General features: G+C 70.2%; 17 protein-coding genes. 10 read left to right on the top strand and 7 right to left on the bottom strand.

Annotation, left to right across the window (positions count from 1 at the left end; genetic code table 11):
• The first annotated feature begins 201 nt into the window (after positions 1-201).
• The 6 genes from C472_RS04095 (at position 202) to C472_RS04120 (ending at position 6046) form a co-directional block, all read left to right on the top strand.
• Positions 202-780, top strand: coding sequence for a DUF1684 domain-containing protein (locus C472_RS04095; RefSeq protein WP_006628535.1), 579 nt, complete (start codon positions 202-204; stop codon positions 778-780).
• Positions 781-924: 144 nt separating this feature from the next.
• Positions 925-2163, top strand: coding sequence for an NAD(P)/FAD-dependent oxidoreductase (locus C472_RS04100; RefSeq protein ID WP_006628536.1), 1239 nt, complete (start codon positions 925-927; stop codon positions 2161-2163).
• A gap of 123 nt (positions 2164-2286) precedes the next feature.
• On the top strand, positions 2287-4479 hold the full coding sequence (locus tag C472_RS04105) for a PAS domain S-box protein (protein ID WP_049906297.1): 2193 nt from the start codon (positions 2287-2289) through the stop codon (positions 4477-4479).
• A gap of 93 nt (positions 4480-4572) precedes the next feature.
• A complete protein-coding gene (locus C472_RS04110) occupies positions 4573-4788 on the top strand; it encodes a hypothetical protein (protein ID WP_049906298.1) in 216 nt (71 codons plus the stop codon).
• A 74-nt stretch (positions 4789-4862) separates the two neighbouring features.
• The gene (locus tag C472_RS04115) at positions 4863-5279 is read left to right on the top strand and encodes a DUF7124 domain-containing protein (RefSeq protein ID WP_006628539.1); all 417 of its coding nucleotides are present in this window, start codon (positions 4863-4865) and stop codon (positions 5277-5279) included.
• Between the two features lie 92 nt (positions 5280-5371).
• A complete protein-coding gene (locus C472_RS04120) occupies positions 5372-6046 on the top strand; it encodes a MogA/MoaB family molybdenum cofactor biosynthesis protein (RefSeq protein ID WP_006628540.1) in 675 nt (224 codons plus the stop codon).
• Between the two features lie 12 nt (positions 6047-6058).
• On the opposite strand, the gene trpG is transcribed toward C472_RS04120, so the two are convergent.
• The 6 genes from trpG to C472_RS04150 all read right to left on the bottom strand — a co-directional run bounded on the left by trpG (position 6059) and on the right by C472_RS04150 (position 12331).
• A complete protein-coding gene (gene trpG, locus C472_RS04125) occupies positions 6059-6652 on the bottom strand; it encodes an anthranilate synthase component II (protein ID WP_006628541.1) in 594 nt (197 codons plus the stop codon).
• Positions 6649-8379, bottom strand: coding sequence for an anthranilate synthase component I (gene trpE / locus C472_RS04130; RefSeq protein WP_006628542.1), 1731 nt, complete (start codon positions 8377-8379; stop codon positions 6649-6651). Before trpE ends, trpG begins: the two co-directional genes overlap by 4 nt.
• The gene (locus C472_RS04135) at positions 8376-9020 is read right to left on the bottom strand and encodes a phosphoribosylanthranilate isomerase (RefSeq protein ID WP_006628543.1); all 645 of its coding nucleotides are present in this window, start codon (positions 9018-9020) and stop codon (positions 8376-8378) included. The genes trpE and C472_RS04135 overlap by 4 nt, the downstream gene beginning before the upstream one ends.
• Positions 9020-10069 carry an anthranilate phosphoribosyltransferase gene (gene trpD, locus C472_RS04140; protein ID WP_006628544.1) on the bottom strand — a complete coding sequence of 350 codons (1050 nt, stop codon included), beginning with the start codon at positions 10067-10069 and terminating at the stop codon, positions 9020-9022. The genes C472_RS04135 and trpD overlap by 1 nt, the downstream gene beginning before the upstream one ends.
• A 168-nt stretch (positions 10070-10237) precedes the next feature.
• Positions 10238-10942 (bottom strand): universal stress protein, encoded by a 705-nt coding sequence (locus C472_RS04145; RefSeq protein ID WP_006628545.1) that lies wholly within the window; start codon positions 10940-10942, stop codon positions 10238-10240.
• A gap of 99 nt (positions 10943-11041) precedes the next feature.
• Complete coding sequence (locus C472_RS04150; protein WP_006628546.1) at positions 11042-12331, bottom strand: tRNA pseudouridine(54/55) synthase Pus10; 1290 nt, start codon at positions 12329-12331, stop codon at positions 11042-11044.
• A gap of 150 nt (positions 12332-12481) precedes the next feature.
• On the opposite strand from C472_RS04150, the gene nth reads away from it, so the two are divergent.
• Both nth and C472_RS04160 read left to right on the top strand, forming a co-directional pair.
• A complete protein-coding gene (nth, locus tag C472_RS04155; RefSeq protein WP_006628547.1) occupies positions 12482-13165 on the top strand; it encodes an endonuclease III in 684 nt (227 codons plus the stop codon).
• 144 nt (positions 13166-13309) lie between these two features.
• A complete protein-coding gene (locus tag C472_RS04160; RefSeq protein WP_006628548.1) occupies positions 13310-13864 on the top strand; it encodes a DoxX family protein in 555 nt (184 codons plus the stop codon).
• Positions 13865-14058: 194 nt separating this feature from the next.
• On the opposite strand, the gene C472_RS04165 is transcribed toward C472_RS04160, so the two are convergent.
• Positions 14059-14415 (bottom strand): hypothetical protein, encoded by a 357-nt coding sequence (locus C472_RS04165; protein WP_006628549.1) that lies wholly within the window; start codon positions 14413-14415, stop codon positions 14059-14061.
• A 580-nt stretch (positions 14416-14995) separates the two neighbouring features.
• Between C472_RS04165 and C472_RS04170 the strand changes: the two genes are divergently transcribed.
• Together C472_RS04170 and C472_RS04175 are read left to right on the top strand one after the other, a co-directional pair.
• Positions 14996-16075, top strand: a complete 1080-nt coding sequence (locus tag C472_RS04170) for a glutamate--cysteine ligase (protein ID WP_006628550.1) — start codon at positions 14996-14998, stop codon at positions 16073-16075.
• A gap of 68 nt (positions 16076-16143) precedes the next feature.
• Positions 16144-16776, top strand: a complete 633-nt coding sequence (locus C472_RS04175) for a winged helix-turn-helix domain-containing protein (protein WP_006628551.1) — start codon at positions 16144-16146, stop codon at positions 16774-16776.
• Positions 16777-16799: the final 23 nt, after the last annotated feature.

Genomic DNA, 16799 nt, shown 5'->3' on the forward strand with positions numbered 1-16799 from the left:
GTCGTTGGGACGGGACGCTCTTGAATCTGTGGCGTCGGAACCGATCCCCCCGACCCGCTCCCGCCGCGAGCGGACGGCGGGCGGATTCGTGTGGGGACTGCGTGCGCGGATTCGCGCCTCGATCCGCGCGGGGGGATCGTGTGTGCGGTCGGCCCCGCCGCGGAACTGTTATTGCGCTTAGCGAACAATATTGTGGTAGACATGGCAACGAGCGAGGGCGGCGACGACTGGGCGGCGCAGGTGGAGGCACAGCGACGGGCGAAGATCCAACAGTTCCGCGAGTCGGCGCGGTCGCCGCTGCCGGTCTCGATGCGGGGCGACGCGTTCCCCGGGCTGGCGTACTTCGACCCGGACCCGGCGTACCGGTTCGAGCTCCCGCTTCACGAGCACGACGAGACGGAGACGGTGACCGTCGAGACGACCGCGGACGGCGAGCAGACGTACCGCCGCTGGGGCGAGTTCCGCTTCGAGGTTGACGGCGAGCCGGTGACGCTTCAGGCGTACCGCCCGGCCGGCGGCGAGGACCGTCTCTGGGTGCCGTTCCGCGACGCGACCAGCGGCGACGAGACCTACGGCGCGGGCCGGTACCTCGATCTGGAGCCCGACCGCGACCGCGTCGACGGCGAGTGGGTGGTGGACTTCAACGTGGCGTACAACCCCACGTGCGCGTACAACCACGCCTACGAGTGCCCGCTCGTGCCGGGCGAGAACTGGCTCGACGTCCCGATTCGGGCCGGCGAGAAGGACTTCCCCGGGGAGCCGGCCAGCGCGGACCACTGACCGCCGACGAGAGTCACCGACGGCTGACTCGGGTCCGGCGGGAGAGCGGTGCCAGTGCGCGTTTCTCGGCGGTCGTGCGCCCCGTTCGCACGGGGGCGGACGCGGATGACAACCCACATTAGGCACGAATCCGAACGCCGAGACATGAGCGATTCGTACGTGATCATCGGTGACGGTATCGCGGGCGCGTCCGCGGCCGAGACGCTCCGCGAGGAAGCGCCGGACGCCGATATCACGGTTCTCACGGACGAGGGTGAGTCCCTCTACAACCGGATTCTGATCAAGGAGTACGCGAAGGGGAAACTCCCCGAGGCCCCGATATCGATCCATCAGGAGGACTGGTACGACGACCACGACGTCGACCTCCGGCTCAACACGGTCGTCGTCGACATCGACGTCGACGCGGACGCGGTCCACACCCACGAGGGCGAGACGTTCGAGTACGACAGCCTCCTGCTCGCGATCGGCGGTACGCCCCAGCAGCTCCCGGTCGAGAACGCCGACGCCGACGGGATCCACCACTTCTGGACGTTCCAGGACGCCCGGCGGATCAAAGAGAGCGTCGAGGACGCCGAGAAGGCCGTCATCGTCGGCGCGGGCCTGCTCGGCATCGACTTCGCGGCCATCTGCGGCGCGCAGGACGTCGAGGCGAAGTACCTCATGCGCGGCGACAACTGGTGGCGCTACGCGCTCTCGGAGGAGGGCGCAGAGATCATGCACGAGGCGATGCGCGAGCGGGGCGTCGAGCCCGTCTTCAGCTCCGGCGTCGATCGCTTCGAGGTCGACGACGACGGCCACGTCGAGGCCGCGGTCGACCCGAACGGCGAGCGCTACGAGTGCGACTTCGCGGGCGTCGCCATCGGGCTGAACTTCAACACCGAACTGGTCGAGGACACGCCGCTGGAGACGGACGACGGCATCGTCGTCGACGAGTTCATGCGGACCAACGTCGACAACGTGTACGCCGCGGGCGACATCACCACGTTCAACGACCTCATCCTCGGCGAGCGGGCGAAGAACGGCTCGTGGGGATCGGCCAAAGAGCAGGGGACGGTCGCCGCCCGGAACATGATCGACTACGGCAGCGAGGAGTTCGAGTGGGTCTCCTCGTACTCGATCACGCACTTCGACTTCCCGTTCCTCTCCTTTGGCCACCCGACCCTCGGCGACGACTCGGTGGAGGCGACCACCGCCGACGGCGAGTGGCGGCGCGTCGCGCTGAAGGACGGCAAGGTGGTCGGCGGCGTGCTCATCGGCGACCTCTCGCCGCAGTCCGCGTTCAAACAGCTGATGCGCGAGGGCCGCGACGTCAGCGACCACACGGACCTCCTCATGGAGCCCGGCTTCGCCGTCGACGACCTGCCGGCCTCGGCCGAGCAGTAGTCGCGGACTGTCCGTTCGGGATCGGTGCCCGCGGCCCGGCCCGCGGCGGGATCGCCTCGGTCGCGTCGACCACCGGGCGACGGGGCAGGCCGCTTTTTACGCTGTGTGCGTTAGGGCGCGTGTATGAGTCGGGGATCGACACACCCTCCAGACGACTTCTTCGCCTCCTTCGTGGAGGAGTGTTCCGACCCGGTCGTCTCCCTCGACCGCGAGGGAACGATCGTGTACGCGAATCCCGCCACCGATGCGGTTCTCGGCTACGATCCGACCGACCTCCGCGGCCGCGCCCTCGTCTCCCTCGTCGCGTCCGAGGCACCGGACAAACGGACACAGTCGGTCCGAGAGCGACTCTCGCAGGCCGAAGGGCTGGACGGCCACGGAACCCTCTCGGTCCCGGTGAGGCACGCGGACGGCCACACCGTTACCTTCTCAGTACGGTTTCACGAGCACGCGCCCGGCGACGAAGTCGCGGATCACGGATGTGAGGACGGTTCCGAGGCGACGGCGGACGGTCCGGGCGCGGTCTACACGGGCGTCTTCCGAGACGGCGTGGAGGAGGTCGGCGGAGCGGTGACCGAAACGTTCCGGAACCTCGTCGAGCACGCCGGCCACGCCATCTACGTCACCGGCGTCGACGGGACGATCGAGTACGTCAATCCGGCGTTCACCGACCACACCGGCTACGACGCCGACGAGGCGCTGGGCGAGACGCCGGCGATCCTCAACTCCGGCGAGATGCCCGACGAGTACTTCGACGCGCTGTGGTCGACGCTGCTGGACGGCGAGGTGTGGGAGGAGGACATCGTCGACCGGCGGGACGACGGCGAGCTGTACCACGCCCATCAGACCATCGCCCCCGTCGTCGACGAGGACGGCGAGGTCTCGCGGTTCGTGGCCATCCAGACGGACATCACCGAGCGGAAGGCCGCAATGGGACGGCTGAAACAGTACCGCGACATCGTCGAGCGGCTCGACGACCCCGTCCTCCTCCAGAACCGCGACGGCGAGTTCGAACTGTTGAACGAGGCGGTGAGCGATTTCGCCGGCGTCGACCGCGAGGCGCTGTACGGCACCGACGAGTTCGCGTTCATGGGCTCGGAGGCGGCGGCGGCGATCGACGAGCGGCGGCGGGCGGTGCTCGACACCGAGGAGATGGCCGAATACGAGATCACGCCGACGTTCCCGGAGAGCGGTCGCGAGGCGACGTTCAGCACGCAGCGGTACCCCTACTACGACGCCGACGGCGACCTCGCCGGCACCTTCGCAATCTGTCGGAACATCACCGACCGCAAGGAGCACGAACGCGACCTCGAACGGTACGAGCGCGCGATCAACGGCGCGACCGACCTCATCGCTGCGGTCGACCGGAACGGCCGGCTCCTGTTCGCGAATCCGCAGTACCGCGCGTACCACGGGATCGAGGGCCGCGACGTGACCGACCTCACCCTCGCTGACGTCGTCCCCGAGGGGAGCTACGAGCGGGTCGAGCGAGAGGTCGAACGCGCGCTCCGGGGCGAGGCGGTCGAGTATCGGACGACTCGGACGCACCCGACCCAAGGGAACCGGACGTTCGACGTGCGGTACTATCCGCTCGAGAGTCTCGGCGAAGAGAGCCCCGCCGGCGTCGTCGGCGTGCTCCGAGACATCACCGACAGCGAACACCGCGCGCGCCAGCTTCGGGTCGTCGACCGCGTGCTCCAGCACAACCTCCGGAACGCCCTGACTGTCGTCCGGGGACGGGCGGAGCAGATCGTGGCGGGAGACGCCGACCCCGCTGCCGCCGAGTACATCGTCTCGCGAGCCGACGACCTGCTGGAGACGAGCGAGAAGGCACATCACATCACCGAGATACTGAGCGATGCGCCGGAGACCGAGCAGGTCGACGTCGGACGAGTGGCCCGGCAGATCGTCGCCACCGCGGCCGAAGAGTTCCCGGACGCGACGATAGAGGCGTCCGGGCCGGACGACGGCGTCGCGAGGGCATCGGCGACGACGTGGCTCTCGCGGGCGGTGGACGAGTTGGTCCGGAACGCGGTCCTCCACAGCGACCGGGACCGGCCCACGGTCGAGGTGTCAGTGGAGGTGAGCGCCGACTCGGTCGAACTCCGCGTCGCCGACGACGGCCCGGGATTGACCGGGATGAACCGAGACGTGCTCGTCGACGGGACGGCGATCGACGCGCTGTACCACGGCAGCGGTCTCGGGCTGTGGCTCGTCTACTGGGTCATCGAACAGTCCGGCGGCTCGGCGGCGGTCGAGAGCGCGGACCCGCGCGGCACCGTCGTCACGCTCACTTTCGCCCGGGCTGACGTCTGAAACGCCAGTCACCGCGGTTCCGAACGCGAGACGAGCGGCGGTGCCGTTGCTCGCCGCGTAACGTTTATGATTAACCATGTTATATGGTATCGTATGTCACTTAGAGACACCGGGCGACGAGTACGGCTCCGCCGCACCGGCCGGGTTCCGTCCGACGCGTGCGTTCGACACTACGACGAACTGGATGACGACGAGCAGGGCGTGGTCCGAGAACTGGCAGGCAAGCCGTGGACGGCACCGGAGATCGGAGATCTCGACGACGGCGACGTGGTGAAGTTCACCGACTACTACCAGATCCGGTCGCGGTGAGGTCGGGCGTTTCGCTCGACGCGTGACCTCCCCGGAAACGAAGTTGTTTTCGCCGGTGGGGAGTAAGCGGTTCCATGGACAGCGGCGGATCCACCGACATGACGCTGGCGTTCGAGTTGGAAGCGCTGAAGGCGCTCGCGGACCCCAACTCGGTGTTCAGCAACGCCCGACAGTGGACCGAGTACGTCGGCGTCGTCAGCGAGAAGCCAACCTACGTCGTCACGAACTTCACACGGAAACACCGCGTGCGACAGGACTTCTTCTCGGGGCCGCGCGGCGTCGAGGAGAGCTTGGAGAACATCAGCGGGCAGTTCGACACCGACCGGCACGTCTTCGTCGGGGTCGACGACGAGGACGAGGCCGTCGCCGAGGCGACCGGCTGGGAGTTCCTCCACGTCGAGGACGCCGCCGAGGCGGCCGGCTGGACGCTCGCGACCGGGGAGCCCGCGGACGAGACGACCGAGGAGCAGAATCGCGACGACTGGCCCTGAACGGCGGCGACGCTGTCGCACGGGGAGTTCGCGGCCCGGACGCCGCGCCGGCGACCGGGAGGTGTTTTGCGGAGGGCGACGAACGCGGAGTCATGACTGACCGCGGCGAGCAGCACGACCACGGCGACGACGGGCAGGGGAACGACCACGACGGCCACGACCACGGCGACGGCCACGACCACGGCGAGGGTCACGATCACCACCACCACGACGTCGACTCCGTCGCGGTCGCGGTCGTCACCGTGTCGTCGTCGCGGAGCGCGGACGAGGACCCGGCTGGCGACTACGTCGCGGCCGCCTTCAAGGAGGCGGGCCACGAAGTCGCCGTCCGGGAGCTGATACCGGACGACTACGACAGCGTACAGGGGACGGTCGACAGGCTGGCCCGACGCAAGGACACGGACGCGGTGGTCACCACCGGCGGCACGGGCGTCACGCCCGACGACGTGACGCCGGAGGCGGTCCGCGGGCTGTTCGCGAAGCCGCTCCCCGGGTTCGGCGAGCTGTTCCGCCGGCTCTCGTACGACGAGGTCGGGACGCGAACGATCGGGTCGCGCGCGACCGCCGGGATCGTCACCACGACGCCGGTGTTCTGCCTCCCCGGCTCGGAAAACGCGGTCCGGCTCGGCGTCGACGAGGTGATCCTGCCCGAGGTCGGCCACCTCGTCGGCCTCGCCGGGCGCGGAGTCGACGAACGCGGCGAAGAAGAAGTGGAACCTGAGGGAGAGAAGGCTGGAGAGGGGAAGGCGGAAGCGGACGACGCCTGACGCGTCCGCCCTTCAGACCCCGGTGAGGAAGTTCCGGATGAGGTCGTGACCGGAGCCGGTCAGCACGCTCTCCGGGTGGAACTGGACCGCCTCGATCGGGTGCTCGCGGTGGCGGATCCCCATCACGATCGACTCGCCGTCGTGGTCGGTCGTGGCCGAGACCGCGAACGCGTCGGGGACCTCGGTCGCCGCCAGCGAGTGATAGCGCCCGGCGCGGAACCCCTGATCTAACCCGCGGAACACGCCCTCGCCGTCGTGGTCGACGCCGAACGCCTTCCCGTGGACCGGCTCTGGGGCGTGGCCGACGGTCCCGCCGTACTCGTGGACCGCGGCCTCCAGCCCGAGGCAGACGCCGAGCGTCGGGAGCCGCGGCGAGAGGTCGCGCAGCACCGGCATCGTCACGCCCACGTCGCGGTCGTTCTTCGGGTGGCCCGGTCCCGGGCTGACGATCACCGCGTCAGGGTCGGCCCCTTCGATCGCGTCGAGCGACGCGGTGTTCTTGAACACCTCGACGGCGACCGGCTCGCCGTCGATCCGCTGGTCGGAGACGTACTCAACGAGGTTGTAGGTGAACGAGTCGAAGTTGTCGACGACGACGACCTTCATCGCTCGCCCTCCGGGCCGGTGGCGAGCGGCCCCTCTCCGCTTTCGGTATCGCCGCCAGCGTCTTCGCCACCAGCGTCCTCACGGATCCGGTCGATCGCGGTCAACACGCCGTCCATCTTCTGTTCGGTCTCCTCGTACTCGGCGGCCGGGTCGGAGTCGGCGACGAGGCCCGCCCCGGCGCGGACGCTGACGGCGGTCTCGTCCGGACCGCTCGCGTCCGCCGGGGACTCGTCGAGCGTCGCGGTCCGGATCACGATCGCGAAGTCGGCGTCGCCGGTCCACGCGTAGTAGCCGACGCCGCCGCCGTACGCCTCCCTCGGCGTCGTTTCGAGGTCGTCGATGATCTCCATCGCCCGCACCTTCGGCGCGCCGGTGAGCGTCCCCGCGGGGAACGTCGCGCGCGTCGCGTCGAACGCGTCGGCGTCGCCCGCGAGCGTCCCCGTGACGGTCGACTCGATGTGCTGAACGTGGCTGTATTTTAAGACGTTCATGAACTCCTCGACGCGGACCGATCCCGGCTCGGAGACGCGCCGCACGTCGTTTCGCGCGAGGTCGACGAGCATGGTGTGCTCGGCGCGCTCCTTCCCGTCGGCGAGCATCTCGCCCGCGAGCCGGCGGTCCTCGACGGGGCTGGTCCCGCGCGGACAGGTCCCCGCGATGGGGTTCGAGACGATCCGATCGCCTTTCACCGACACGAGGGTCTCCGGGCTGGCACCGACGACGGTCCGGTCGTCGTGGCGCAGGACGTACATGTACGGCGAGGGGTTCACGTCGCGGAGCGCCGCGTACAGCCCGAGCGAGTCCGCCTCGCCGCGCAGTTCGCGGCTCCGCGAGATCACGCCCTGGTAGATGTCGCCGTCGAGGACGTGCCGCTTCGCGGTCCGGACGGCCTCCTCGTACTCCGCGCGGGGGTCCGCGGTCTCCTCGCGCACCCGGACGCCGTCCGGGTCCGGGGGCGCGGCCTCGCGCAGTTCGGTCGCGACGCGCTCGGCCTCGTCGACCAGGTCGTCGTACACCGCCGCCGGGTCGTCGTCGACGCCGATCACCGGGGTGAACACGAGCTCGGCGCTGTCCTCCTTCTCATCGAAGACGACGGTGCGGGTGGTCAGAGCGAACTCGGCGTCCGGGAACTCGGTCTCGGGGCGCTCGACGCCGACCTCCTCCAGCCAGAGGTCGTAGACGGCCTCGTACGCGAGGAACCCGACGAAGCCGCCCGAGAGGATCTGCCGGTCGGTGTCGGGGAACCCGCGCAGGCTCACGTCCGGGAACGCGGCCCGGATCCGGTCGACCGCGTCGCCGGCGTCGGGACCGAGACCCGGCGCTTGCGTCGCTCCGCCGCCGGCGTCCGGGTCGCCGACGAACTCGGCGGCCGGGCCGAGTTCCGTCACCTCCGTGCGGTCCGGGTGGACGGAGACGATCGCCTCCGGGTCGTAGCCGACGAACGAGTAGCGGGCGTGTCTGTCCGCCTTCCCCCCCGAGGTGAACGCGCCGTCGGGATCGCTGGAGGCGACCTTCTCGCCGGACTCGAGGAGGAACCCGTACGGCCCGTCGCCGACGAGGGTCGCGTACGCCGCGAGCGGCGTCACGTCGGCGTCGAGCGAGGCGGACGCGCGGACCACGACCGGCCTGTCGGCGTCCGCGGCGAGGTCGACGAACTCGGCCTTCGAGCGGTCGAGGAGGTGGTGGGCGGACGCGACGCGGTCGTCCGACGCCGTGCCGTCGGTCATGCCAGTTCCATCTCCCGGCCCGCGTTGGCGACGAAGCGGGCCACCGCGTTGTGGTCCTTCCGCCCGCCCTCGATCTCGACGCCCGAGGCGACGTCGACCGCGAACGGGTCGGCGACGCGCACCGCCTCGGCGACGTTGTCGGCCGTGAGGCCGCCGGCCAGCACGACGGGCGTGGTGAGTCGGGCGGCCAGCTCGCCGGTCGCGCGCCAGTCGTGCGTCTCGCCCGTGCCGCCCGCGCCGGAGTCGTCGGTGGAGTCGACCACCAGCGCGTCCACCGCGCCGTCGAACTCCTCCGCGCGGGCCGGGTCGTCGGCGTCGACCGTGAGCAGGACCTTGCGCTCCGTCTCGGCGCGGACGTACCGCAGTTCGTCGACGGTCCACTCGCCGTGGAGCTGGATCGCGTCCGGCGCGGTCGTCCGGGCGAGTTCGACCGCGCGCTCGGCCGACTCGGGCATCGTCACCAGCGTCGCCGTGACGAACGCCGGGACGTCGGCGAGCAGCTCCGCGGCTTTCGCCGGGTCGACCTCGCGCGGCGAGTCGACCGGGGTCTCGGCGATGACGCCGACCGCGTCCGCGCCGGCCTCGACCGCGGCGCGGAGGTCGGCCCCGTTGGTGATCCCGCAGATCTTCACCCGCGCCATCAGTCGCCGTCCTCCGCGGTCACGCCGGGCCCCCCATCGACCGGTTCGCCGTCGCCGCACAGCGCCGCGAACTTCTCGGCGGCCGCGCCGGTGTCGATCGCCTCGGCGGCGCGCTCGACGCCCGCCGCGAGCGACTCGGCCGCGCCGGCGACGTAGATCGCCGCGCCGGCGTTCGCGAGGATCAGGTCCCGCTTCGCTCCCGTGACCGAGCCGTCGACGATCCCGCGCAGGTCGTCGGCGTTCTCCTCGGGGGTCCCGCCCGCGACCGCCTCGATCGGCGCGCGGTCGAGTCCGAGGTCCGCCGGCGTGATCGTGAACTCCGTCACCTCCTCGCCGTCGACCTCGGCTGCGACCGTGTCGTCGTGGATCCCGATCTCGTCCATCCCCGCGCCGTGGACGACCAGCGCGCGCTCGACCGGCATGTGCGCGAGCGACCGCGCGATGACCGGCACGAGGTCCGGGTCGTACACGCCGAGCACCTGCGCGTCGGCCCCGGCGGGGTTGGTGAGCGGCCCGAGGACGTTGAATATCGTCCGCATCCCCAGTTCCTTCCGCGGGCCGATGACGGCCTTCATCGCCGGGTGGAACACGGGCGCGAGCATGAAGCCGATCCCGTCCGACTCGATCGCCGCCTCGACGGCCGGGGGCTCGGCCTCGACGTCGGCCCCCGCGACCTCCAGCACGTCGGCGCTCCCGGAGGAAGAAGAGACCGAGTAGTTGCCGTGTTTGGCGATCGGCACGCCCGCGCCCGCCGCGACGATCGCGGCGGTCGTCGACACGTTGATCGTGTCGTAGTCGTCGCCGCCGGTGCCGCAGGTGTCGACGAGCGGCTCCCGGTCCGGCTCGATCGTCCGGGCGGCGTCGCGCATCCCCTGCGCGAAGCCGGCGATCTCCGCCTCGGTCTCGCCCTTCGTGCGGAGGGCGGCGAGCAGCGCGCCGATCTGCGCCTCCGTGGCGTCCTCGAAGACGAGCCGCGCGGCCTCGCGCGCCTCCTCGACAGTCAGATCCGCCCCGTCCGTCACGCGCTCGACCGTGTCGTTGAGATTCATTGTGTCCACCGATGTAGTATTCCGCGTTGTGATGTACAAGTATGTACACCAATTTAACGCTGTCGTCGACGCGAGAACAGATGGCACGGAGCGGGGGGCGGGGTAGGAGCGAGATCGATTTAACTGGGAACCGGACGCGCGAACCGTCGGGAGAGCGCCGTCGCGCCGTTACTCAGCGTCGAGCGCGGTCGAGCCGTCGGCCTCGACGACGACGACCGGGACCTCGGCGTCGCCGACGACCGTGTCGGTCGTGGAGCCGAAGACGAACCGGCCGACCGTCCCGGTCGTGGGCGCGCCGACGACGACCAGGTCGTAGTAGGGCGACTGCTCGACGACCGCGCCCGCCGCGGTCCGGTCCTCGACGAGCCACCGGTCGGCGCGGTCGAAGCCGCCGAGGCGCGACTCGGCCGCGTCGAGGAGCCGCTCGCCGGCCGCGGCGTAGTCGGTGTCCCGCGCGTCGTCCGGGCCAACGGCGGTTCCGGTCGCGTCGTCGCCGGGGCCGGCGTCGGCGAGCGCCGCGTCGGAGGGGACGACGTGGAACAGTTCGAGCCACGCGCCCGTCGCGGCCGCGATCTCCCTCGCGACGTCGACTGTCGCGCCGGAGTGTGGCCCGGGACCGACGGCGACGAGGACCGAGGAGACGCGGTCGGGCCGCTCCGCCCGCTCCGCGCCGTTCAGCGTCACGTCGGCCGCGGCGGCGACGTCGCTCGCGTCGTCGACCGCGGGTCCGATCACGGAGTCGCCGACCGCGGGCGAGTCGTCGGCGACAGCGGACCCACCGCTCGCCGTCGACTCGCTCGATCCGCCGCGAGCACCGCCGTTCGGGGTTCCGCCCTTCCGGGTGCTCCCGCCGTCGGCGTCGCTCCCGTTCATATCAGAACGTCCGACGCTCGTCAGATAAATCCCGTTGGTTCCGCGCTCGCTCGGAGGGAGCGCTCGGCCCCTGCGGCCCGGGGCCGAGGGGTTCGGACGTCACTCCCGGAAGAACTCCTCGCGCTCGAACGGTTCGTCCTCGCCCTCCACCGTCAGGACGTCGAGCGCGGTCACCTCGGCACCGACGCCGAGCAGGCCGGCGAGGCTCGGCTCCGTCCGGCCCTCGTCGCTCGATATCAGCTCCTTGATGTAGAGGCCGCCCTCCCCGCGGATCTCGACGGTGGCACGGCGGGGGTCGCCGTCGTCCGGTTCGGCGGTCGCCTCGTACACGTCGCGCTCGCGCGTCATGCTCGCGCGCCGGTGGTCGACTCGGTTCGGCGTGTACTGCTCGACGGTCGCCCCCTCCAGTTCGGCGACCGCGTCGGCGAGGGCGTCCGGGTCGACGTCGGCGTCGAAGCTCACCTGCGCGCGGTAGCGCTTGCCGGCGTCGTGTTCCTTCACGCGCTCGACCATGTCGTAGGTCGCGAGCCGGAGGCCCTCGACCTCGACCGCGCCGTCGGCGAACGCGTTGATGTCGGCCTGGAGGCGGTCGGTGTCGACCCGCCGCCGGCGCGGCTCCTCGATCTCGATCACGAACGGTCGCCCGGTGCCGAGCATGAGCGCGTCGACGTCCTCGCGGCCCGCGCCGTGGAACGTCGCCTCCGTCCCGTCCATCACGTCCTCGACGACCGGCGCGGTGTACTCCTCGACGCTGTCGTCGTAGAGGTAGCCGGAGCCGCCGCAGTGGTCGCAGGGGTCCGCGCCCTGCCGCCCGGACCCCTTACACTCCCGGCAGGGCCACTCCGTCTGCGGGATGTCGCGCTCCAGTTTCCGGTACCGGCCGTAGACGAACGTCGAGTTCACCTTCGCGTCGATCTCGTCTTCCGCGAGGTCGATCGTGAACTGGACGTCCGGACGGTCGAACGAGACCGCGGCGTCGGTGAGCCGGCCGACCCGCTTGCCGACCTCGCGGTTGAACTCCGACTTGAACGGCTCGCCCGCGTCCTCGTCGAGGCCGGCGTCGGCGCGCAGCAGGGCCTCGTTCTCCTCGATCAGCGGCGGCGGCCGCGTGCCGACGTTGTACGTGGCGAACTCGACGCCCTCGACCGCCTCGGCGGCGCGGTCGGCCCACTCGTCGAACTCGGTACAACGGCCCTCGCACACCCAGCAGTCCGCCGTTTCGACCGGCTCGTGGTCCTCGTCGTCGCGCAGCGCGAGCGACACGCGGAGCGCCGAGCCGCGCTCGGCGTTCGACAGCCCGAAGCTCCGGTCCGCGACGAGTCGGCCGAGGCAGGCGTCGCACACCGGGCCGGTGTCGGTCGCGCGCGCCGCGACGTCGAGTACGTCCATACGCCCACCAGCGCGGCGCGTGGTAACTGTCTTACTACTCGGACGGGAACGTCCGACTTCCGGTTGCGGGGAGCGGACGCGGGGCTTTCGGTCCGGGGAGCGGACGCGCGCAGTCGGATCGTTCAATGTCGCCCGGACGGAGGTGTTCGTATGGGAACGCCGCTCGACACGCGCGAAGAGCAGGTCGCCGAGGTGCTCGACCGGCTCTACGAGGAGTACCCCGACTCGACCATCTCGCTCAACTACTCGAACCGGCTGGAGCTGCTGATCGCCGTGATCCTCTCGGCGCAGTGTACCGACGAGCGCGTGAACGAGGTGTGCGCCGACCTGTTCGAGACGTACGAGACGCCCGAAGACTACGCGAACGCGCCTCAAGAGGAGCTGGCGGAGGCGATCAACTCGATCACCTACTACAACAACAAGGCGAAGTACATCCGCTCGGCGTGCGCGGACATCGCGGAGGAACACGACGGCGAGGTGCCCGACACGATGTCCGAGCTGACGGACCTTGCGGGCGTGGGCCGCAAGACCGCCAACGTCGTCCTCCAGCACGGCCACGACGTCGTCGAGGGCATCGTCGTCGACACGCACGTCCAGCGGCTCACGCGTCGACTGGGAATCACCGAGGAGGAGCGGCCGGAGGCGATCGAACGGGACCTGCTGGATATCGTCCCCGAGAGCGACTGGCAGCAGTTCACGCACCTCATGATCGACCACGGCCGCGCGACGTGCACCGCGATCAACCCCGACTGCGCGGACTGCGTCCTCGCCGACCTGTGCCCCTCGGAGAAGGGCGACGGCGACGTGGACTTAGCGAGCGGCGAGGCGTGGTAGGCGAAAGGAGACCGATAGCGTTCGGGGAGTGGTATTTAAAGGCCCCTCGGATGGTGGGAACCGGGCGAATCCGTCTCGCGGAGGGGGAACCCGGTTCTCGGTTTATATACTGAACCGGCGTATCCGTAAGTGAGGAGAGACACTATGTCCACCAAAACCACAAACGAGTTCGGCGGGGAGTTCGGCGGCGTCACGCTGTTGGGGAAGGCGCACTCGCTGTCGGCGCTGTTCATCGTCCTGCTCCGGGCGACGATCGGCGGGATGATCCTGTTCGCCGGCCTCGGGAAGGTCTCCGAGTGGCCGTTCGACGCGGCGGGCTACCTCGCGAACATCGACCCCGCGAGCCCGGTCAGCGGGCTGTACGCTGCGATGGCGTCGAACGCGGCGCTGATGGAGATCGTCAACGTCGTGGTCCCGGTCACGCAGCTGCTCATCGGCGTCGCGCTGATCGCCGGCGCGTTCGTCCGGCTGGCCGCGCTCGGCGGCGCGATGCAGATGATGCTGTTCTACCTCGGCGGGTGGAGCGGCGAGGCGCTCGCGCTGTTCGACTCGACGCTCGTCTACGCGGTCGTGTTCCTCACGGTCGCCGCGTTCGGTGCGGGCCGCGTCCTCGGTCTGGACGCCTACATCGAGCGGATCGAGGTCGGCGGGCAGGCGCTCGTCGAGAAGTTCCCCCGGCTCCGCTACGTCCTCGGCTGAACGGGACGTGGGGTCGGGTGTCGGGGAATCGGGCGCGTGACGGCGCGCCGCCGACTCGTTTTCCGATCGGTTCGCGGCTTTCGGTGATCCATTTTCTGCGGTCGAGCGAAAACGCCGCTTCAGCCGTCAGTAACCGTAATATCGAACGATTCGCGGACCTCCCGGTCGGAGGCATCGTTCGGGAACACCACGACTCAGTACTGGTACTCGCCGGGGTCCGCAGTCTCTGCGACGGCGATGGGTACTCCGACGGTCACGTCGGTGCGTCGCGACCAGAACCACCGGGGCGGGTAAGAGTCTTCTCCGGAGTCCGGCGGCGGGGACACGCTCCGTTCCGAGGCGGCCGTCCCGATGGTGATTCCGTCCGGCGGCGGTCGAAAGTTGAAGCCGCCGATGTCGGTCGCGGAGACGGTGACGGTCGCTTCCTCGCCGAGTGGGATGGTCGGCGTGTCACCGTCAACCGTCGGGTTCCACTCGCCGTCGCCAGCACAGCCGGCCAGCGGGACCGTGCCGGCGGTGAGGAGGGCGGCGGCGAACCGGCGTCGATTCATACTGCGTAGCTACGCTCAACGTGACAAATTCCTTGTGGAGAGGTGTGTCGGATTGTCGGTCGCTTCGTGGCTCGGTAGCTGCGAACTCGAATTCGCCACTTCGAACGCCCAGCCGCTCGCTACGACGCAGTCGCCGTCAACGGGACGACCGCCGAAGCCCCAGCCGCGAGGCGGGCGCACGCTCGGGGCGGTCCTCGCTCGGTCGCTTCGCTCCCTCCTGCGGTCCTACCGTCGTCGTCAGAACGCTCCGCGTTCTGATTGGCTCACGAGAGCTCGGCTTTCGTGAACGCCTGCGACCGCCTCGCGGCTGCCCCTTCGAGTCCCGCCCCACACCGCCCAGCACCGCACCTCACGCCTCCCCAGCCTCGTCGACCGGTCTCGCTTCGCTCCGACCGGTCGACTCCCTCGCGCGTGCTGTCGCCGGCGCGTAGCGCCGGCTGCCAGAGGGACCGGAGGCCCCTCGCTGTCTCGCGTCCTGCCGGGCGCTCACAGGCACGCGCCACCGTGAGAAATATTCGCTCGCCGACCACGCTTCCGCCTTCCAAGCCTTATAAGACCGCGCGACTGGTACGGGGCGGTAATGGAACTGGGCTCGCGAGAGGCGTTCACCCGGATGGGGACGCTCGGCATCGAGGAGGAGTTCTACATCGTCGATGCCGAGGGCCGCCCGACCTCCGGGACCGACGACCTCGTCTACGGCCGCGACCCGCCCGCGGCGGTGCCGGAGGGGTTCGACCACGAGCTGTTCGAGTGTACCATCGAGGCGCAGACGGAACTGATCGAGGACCCGGCGAACGCCGAGGACGCGCTCGCGACCGTCCGCGAGGCGCTCGTCGACCACGCCGCGGCCGACGGGTATCGGATCGCGGCCGCGGGCCTCCACCCGGCCGCGAAGTGGCGCGAACTCGACCACGTTCAGAAGCCTCGGTATCAGGCCCAGTTGGACCGAATTCAGTACCCGCAACACCGGAACACGACCGCGGGCCTCCACGTTCACGTCGGCGTCGACGACGCGGACAAGGCGGTGTGGGTCGCGAACCGCCTCCGGTGGCACTGTCCGATTCTGCTCGCCTTATCGGCGAACTCCCCGTTCTGGAACGGGTTCGACACGGGGCTGGCCTCGGCCCGCGCGAAGGTGTTCGAGAACCTCCCGAACACCGGAATTCCGTCGTCTTTCGACGACTTCGACGCGTTCCAGCGGTACGAGCGCCGGATGGTCGAGACGGACTCGATCGCTGACCGCGGCGAACTGTGGTTCGACGTGCGCCCGCACACCGGCCACGGCACCGTGGAGGTGCGCGCGCCCGACGCGCAGCGCGACCCCGAGGTGACCCTCGCCTTAGTCGAGTACGTCCGCGCCCTCGTCGTCGACTACGCGGAGCGGTACGAGGACGGCGAGTCGCCGCCGGCGCTGCGCCGCGAACTCCTCGACGAGAACAAGTGGCGCGCGATCCGCCGCGGCCACGACGCCTCGTTCGTCGACCGCGACGGGGAGGGGACCACCCCGCTCGGTGAGGTCGTCGACGCGGAGTGCGACCGCCTCGGAATCGACGGGATCCGCGAAGTGTACGAGTCGGAGAGCGGGGCCGCGCGCCAGCGCCGGATCCGGGAGGCGTCGGGCGTCGACGCGCTGTGTGCGGACCTCCTAGTTCGGCCCTGACGGCGGCGTGTTTCGTCGGAACGAAAGCGACGAGAAACCCTTTTGGCCGAGTGGCCCCACCTTCCGCCATGACCACGGACGATTCGCCCATCGATTCGACGGACGACGCCGAGGAGTCGCCGACGGAACGGACGCGCGAGGAGCTACGAAAGACCAGGGAACGCCTCGGCGAGGGGGCCGACAGGGCGGTGAAGGGGTTCGACGACAACGTCGTCGACCTGCTCGCGTGGGTCCTCGACACGGAGACCCGAGCGCGCATCTACGTCTACCTGCGGGACAACCCGAAGAGCACGAGCGACGAGGTCGCCGACGGCACCGGACTCTACCCCAGCACCGTCCGCGAGGCGCTCGCAGAACTCCACGACGAGGGCACCGTCGAGCGCGGCAAGCGGAAGGCCGAGGGCGCGGGCAACAACCCCTACGAGTACGAGGCCATCGCGCCGAGCGACCTCGTCCGCGGCGTCGTCGGCGACGTTCAGGCGGAGCTGAACGCCGTCTTCAACCTCGACCGGCGGCTCGGCGGCGAGTCGCCCGACGGCGACGCCGAGCCGGTCCAGATCTCCGTTGACGGCGACGGAGACGAAGGCGGGGAAAGCGACGACGACGCCCGCGAGGACGGAGACGACGCGGACGAGGGTGACGCGGACGACGACGGAAGCGACGAGGGGGACGGCGACGCGGACGACGACCGCGAGGCCTGAGCCGGCTCGCGGCTCGGTCTCGC

The sequence above is a fragment of the Halorubrum tebenquichense DSM 14210 genome (assembly GCF_000337415.1).
Taxonomy (GTDB): domain Archaea; phylum Halobacteriota; class Halobacteria; order Halobacteriales; family Haloferacaceae; genus Halorubrum; species Halorubrum tebenquichense.

Coding starts and splice junctions, on each gene's coding strand:
- C472_RS04095 (WP_006628535.1), top strand. CDS start 202: ATGGCAACGAGCGAGGGCGGCGACGACTGGGCGGCGCAGGTGGAGGCA.
- C472_RS04100 (WP_006628536.1), top strand. CDS start 925: ATGAGCGATTCGTACGTGATCATCGGTGACGGTATCGCGGGCGCGTCC.
- C472_RS04105 (WP_049906297.1), top strand. CDS start 2,287: ATGAGTCGGGGATCGACACACCCTCCAGACGACTTCTTCGCCTCCTTC.
- C472_RS04110 (WP_049906298.1), top strand. CDS start 4,573: ATGTCACTTAGAGACACCGGGCGACGAGTACGGCTCCGCCGCACCGGC.
- C472_RS04115 (WP_006628539.1), top strand. CDS start 4,863: ATGGACAGCGGCGGATCCACCGACATGACGCTGGCGTTCGAGTTGGAA.
- C472_RS04120 (WP_006628540.1), top strand. CDS start 5,372: ATGACTGACCGCGGCGAGCAGCACGACCACGGCGACGACGGGCAGGGG.
- trpG (WP_006628541.1), bottom strand. CDS start 6,652: ATGAAGGTCGTCGTCGTCGACAACTTCGACTCGTTCACCTACAACCTC.
- trpE (WP_006628542.1), bottom strand. CDS start 8,379: ATGACCGACGGCACGGCGTCGGACGACCGCGTCGCGTCCGCCCACCAC.
- C472_RS04135 (WP_006628543.1), bottom strand. CDS start 9,020: ATGGCGCGGGTGAAGATCTGCGGGATCACCAACGGGGCCGACCTCCGC.
- trpD (WP_006628544.1), bottom strand. CDS start 10,069: ATGAATCTCAACGACACGGTCGAGCGCGTGACGGACGGGGCGGATCTG.
- C472_RS04145 (WP_006628545.1), bottom strand. CDS start 10,942: ATGAACGGGAGCGACGCCGACGGCGGGAGCACCCGGAAGGGCGGAACC.
- C472_RS04150 (WP_006628546.1), bottom strand. CDS start 12,331: ATGGACGTACTCGACGTCGCGGCGCGCGCGACCGACACCGGCCCGGTG.
- nth (WP_006628547.1), top strand. CDS start 12,482: ATGGGAACGCCGCTCGACACGCGCGAAGAGCAGGTCGCCGAGGTGCTC.
- C472_RS04160 (WP_006628548.1), top strand. CDS start 13,310: ATGTCCACCAAAACCACAAACGAGTTCGGCGGGGAGTTCGGCGGCGTC.
- C472_RS04165 (WP_006628549.1), bottom strand. CDS start 14,415: ATGAATCGACGCCGGTTCGCCGCCGCCCTCCTCACCGCCGGCACGGTC.
- C472_RS04170 (WP_006628550.1), top strand. CDS start 14,996: ATGGAACTGGGCTCGCGAGAGGCGTTCACCCGGATGGGGACGCTCGGC.
- C472_RS04175 (WP_006628551.1), top strand. CDS start 16,144: ATGACCACGGACGATTCGCCCATCGATTCGACGGACGACGCCGAGGAG.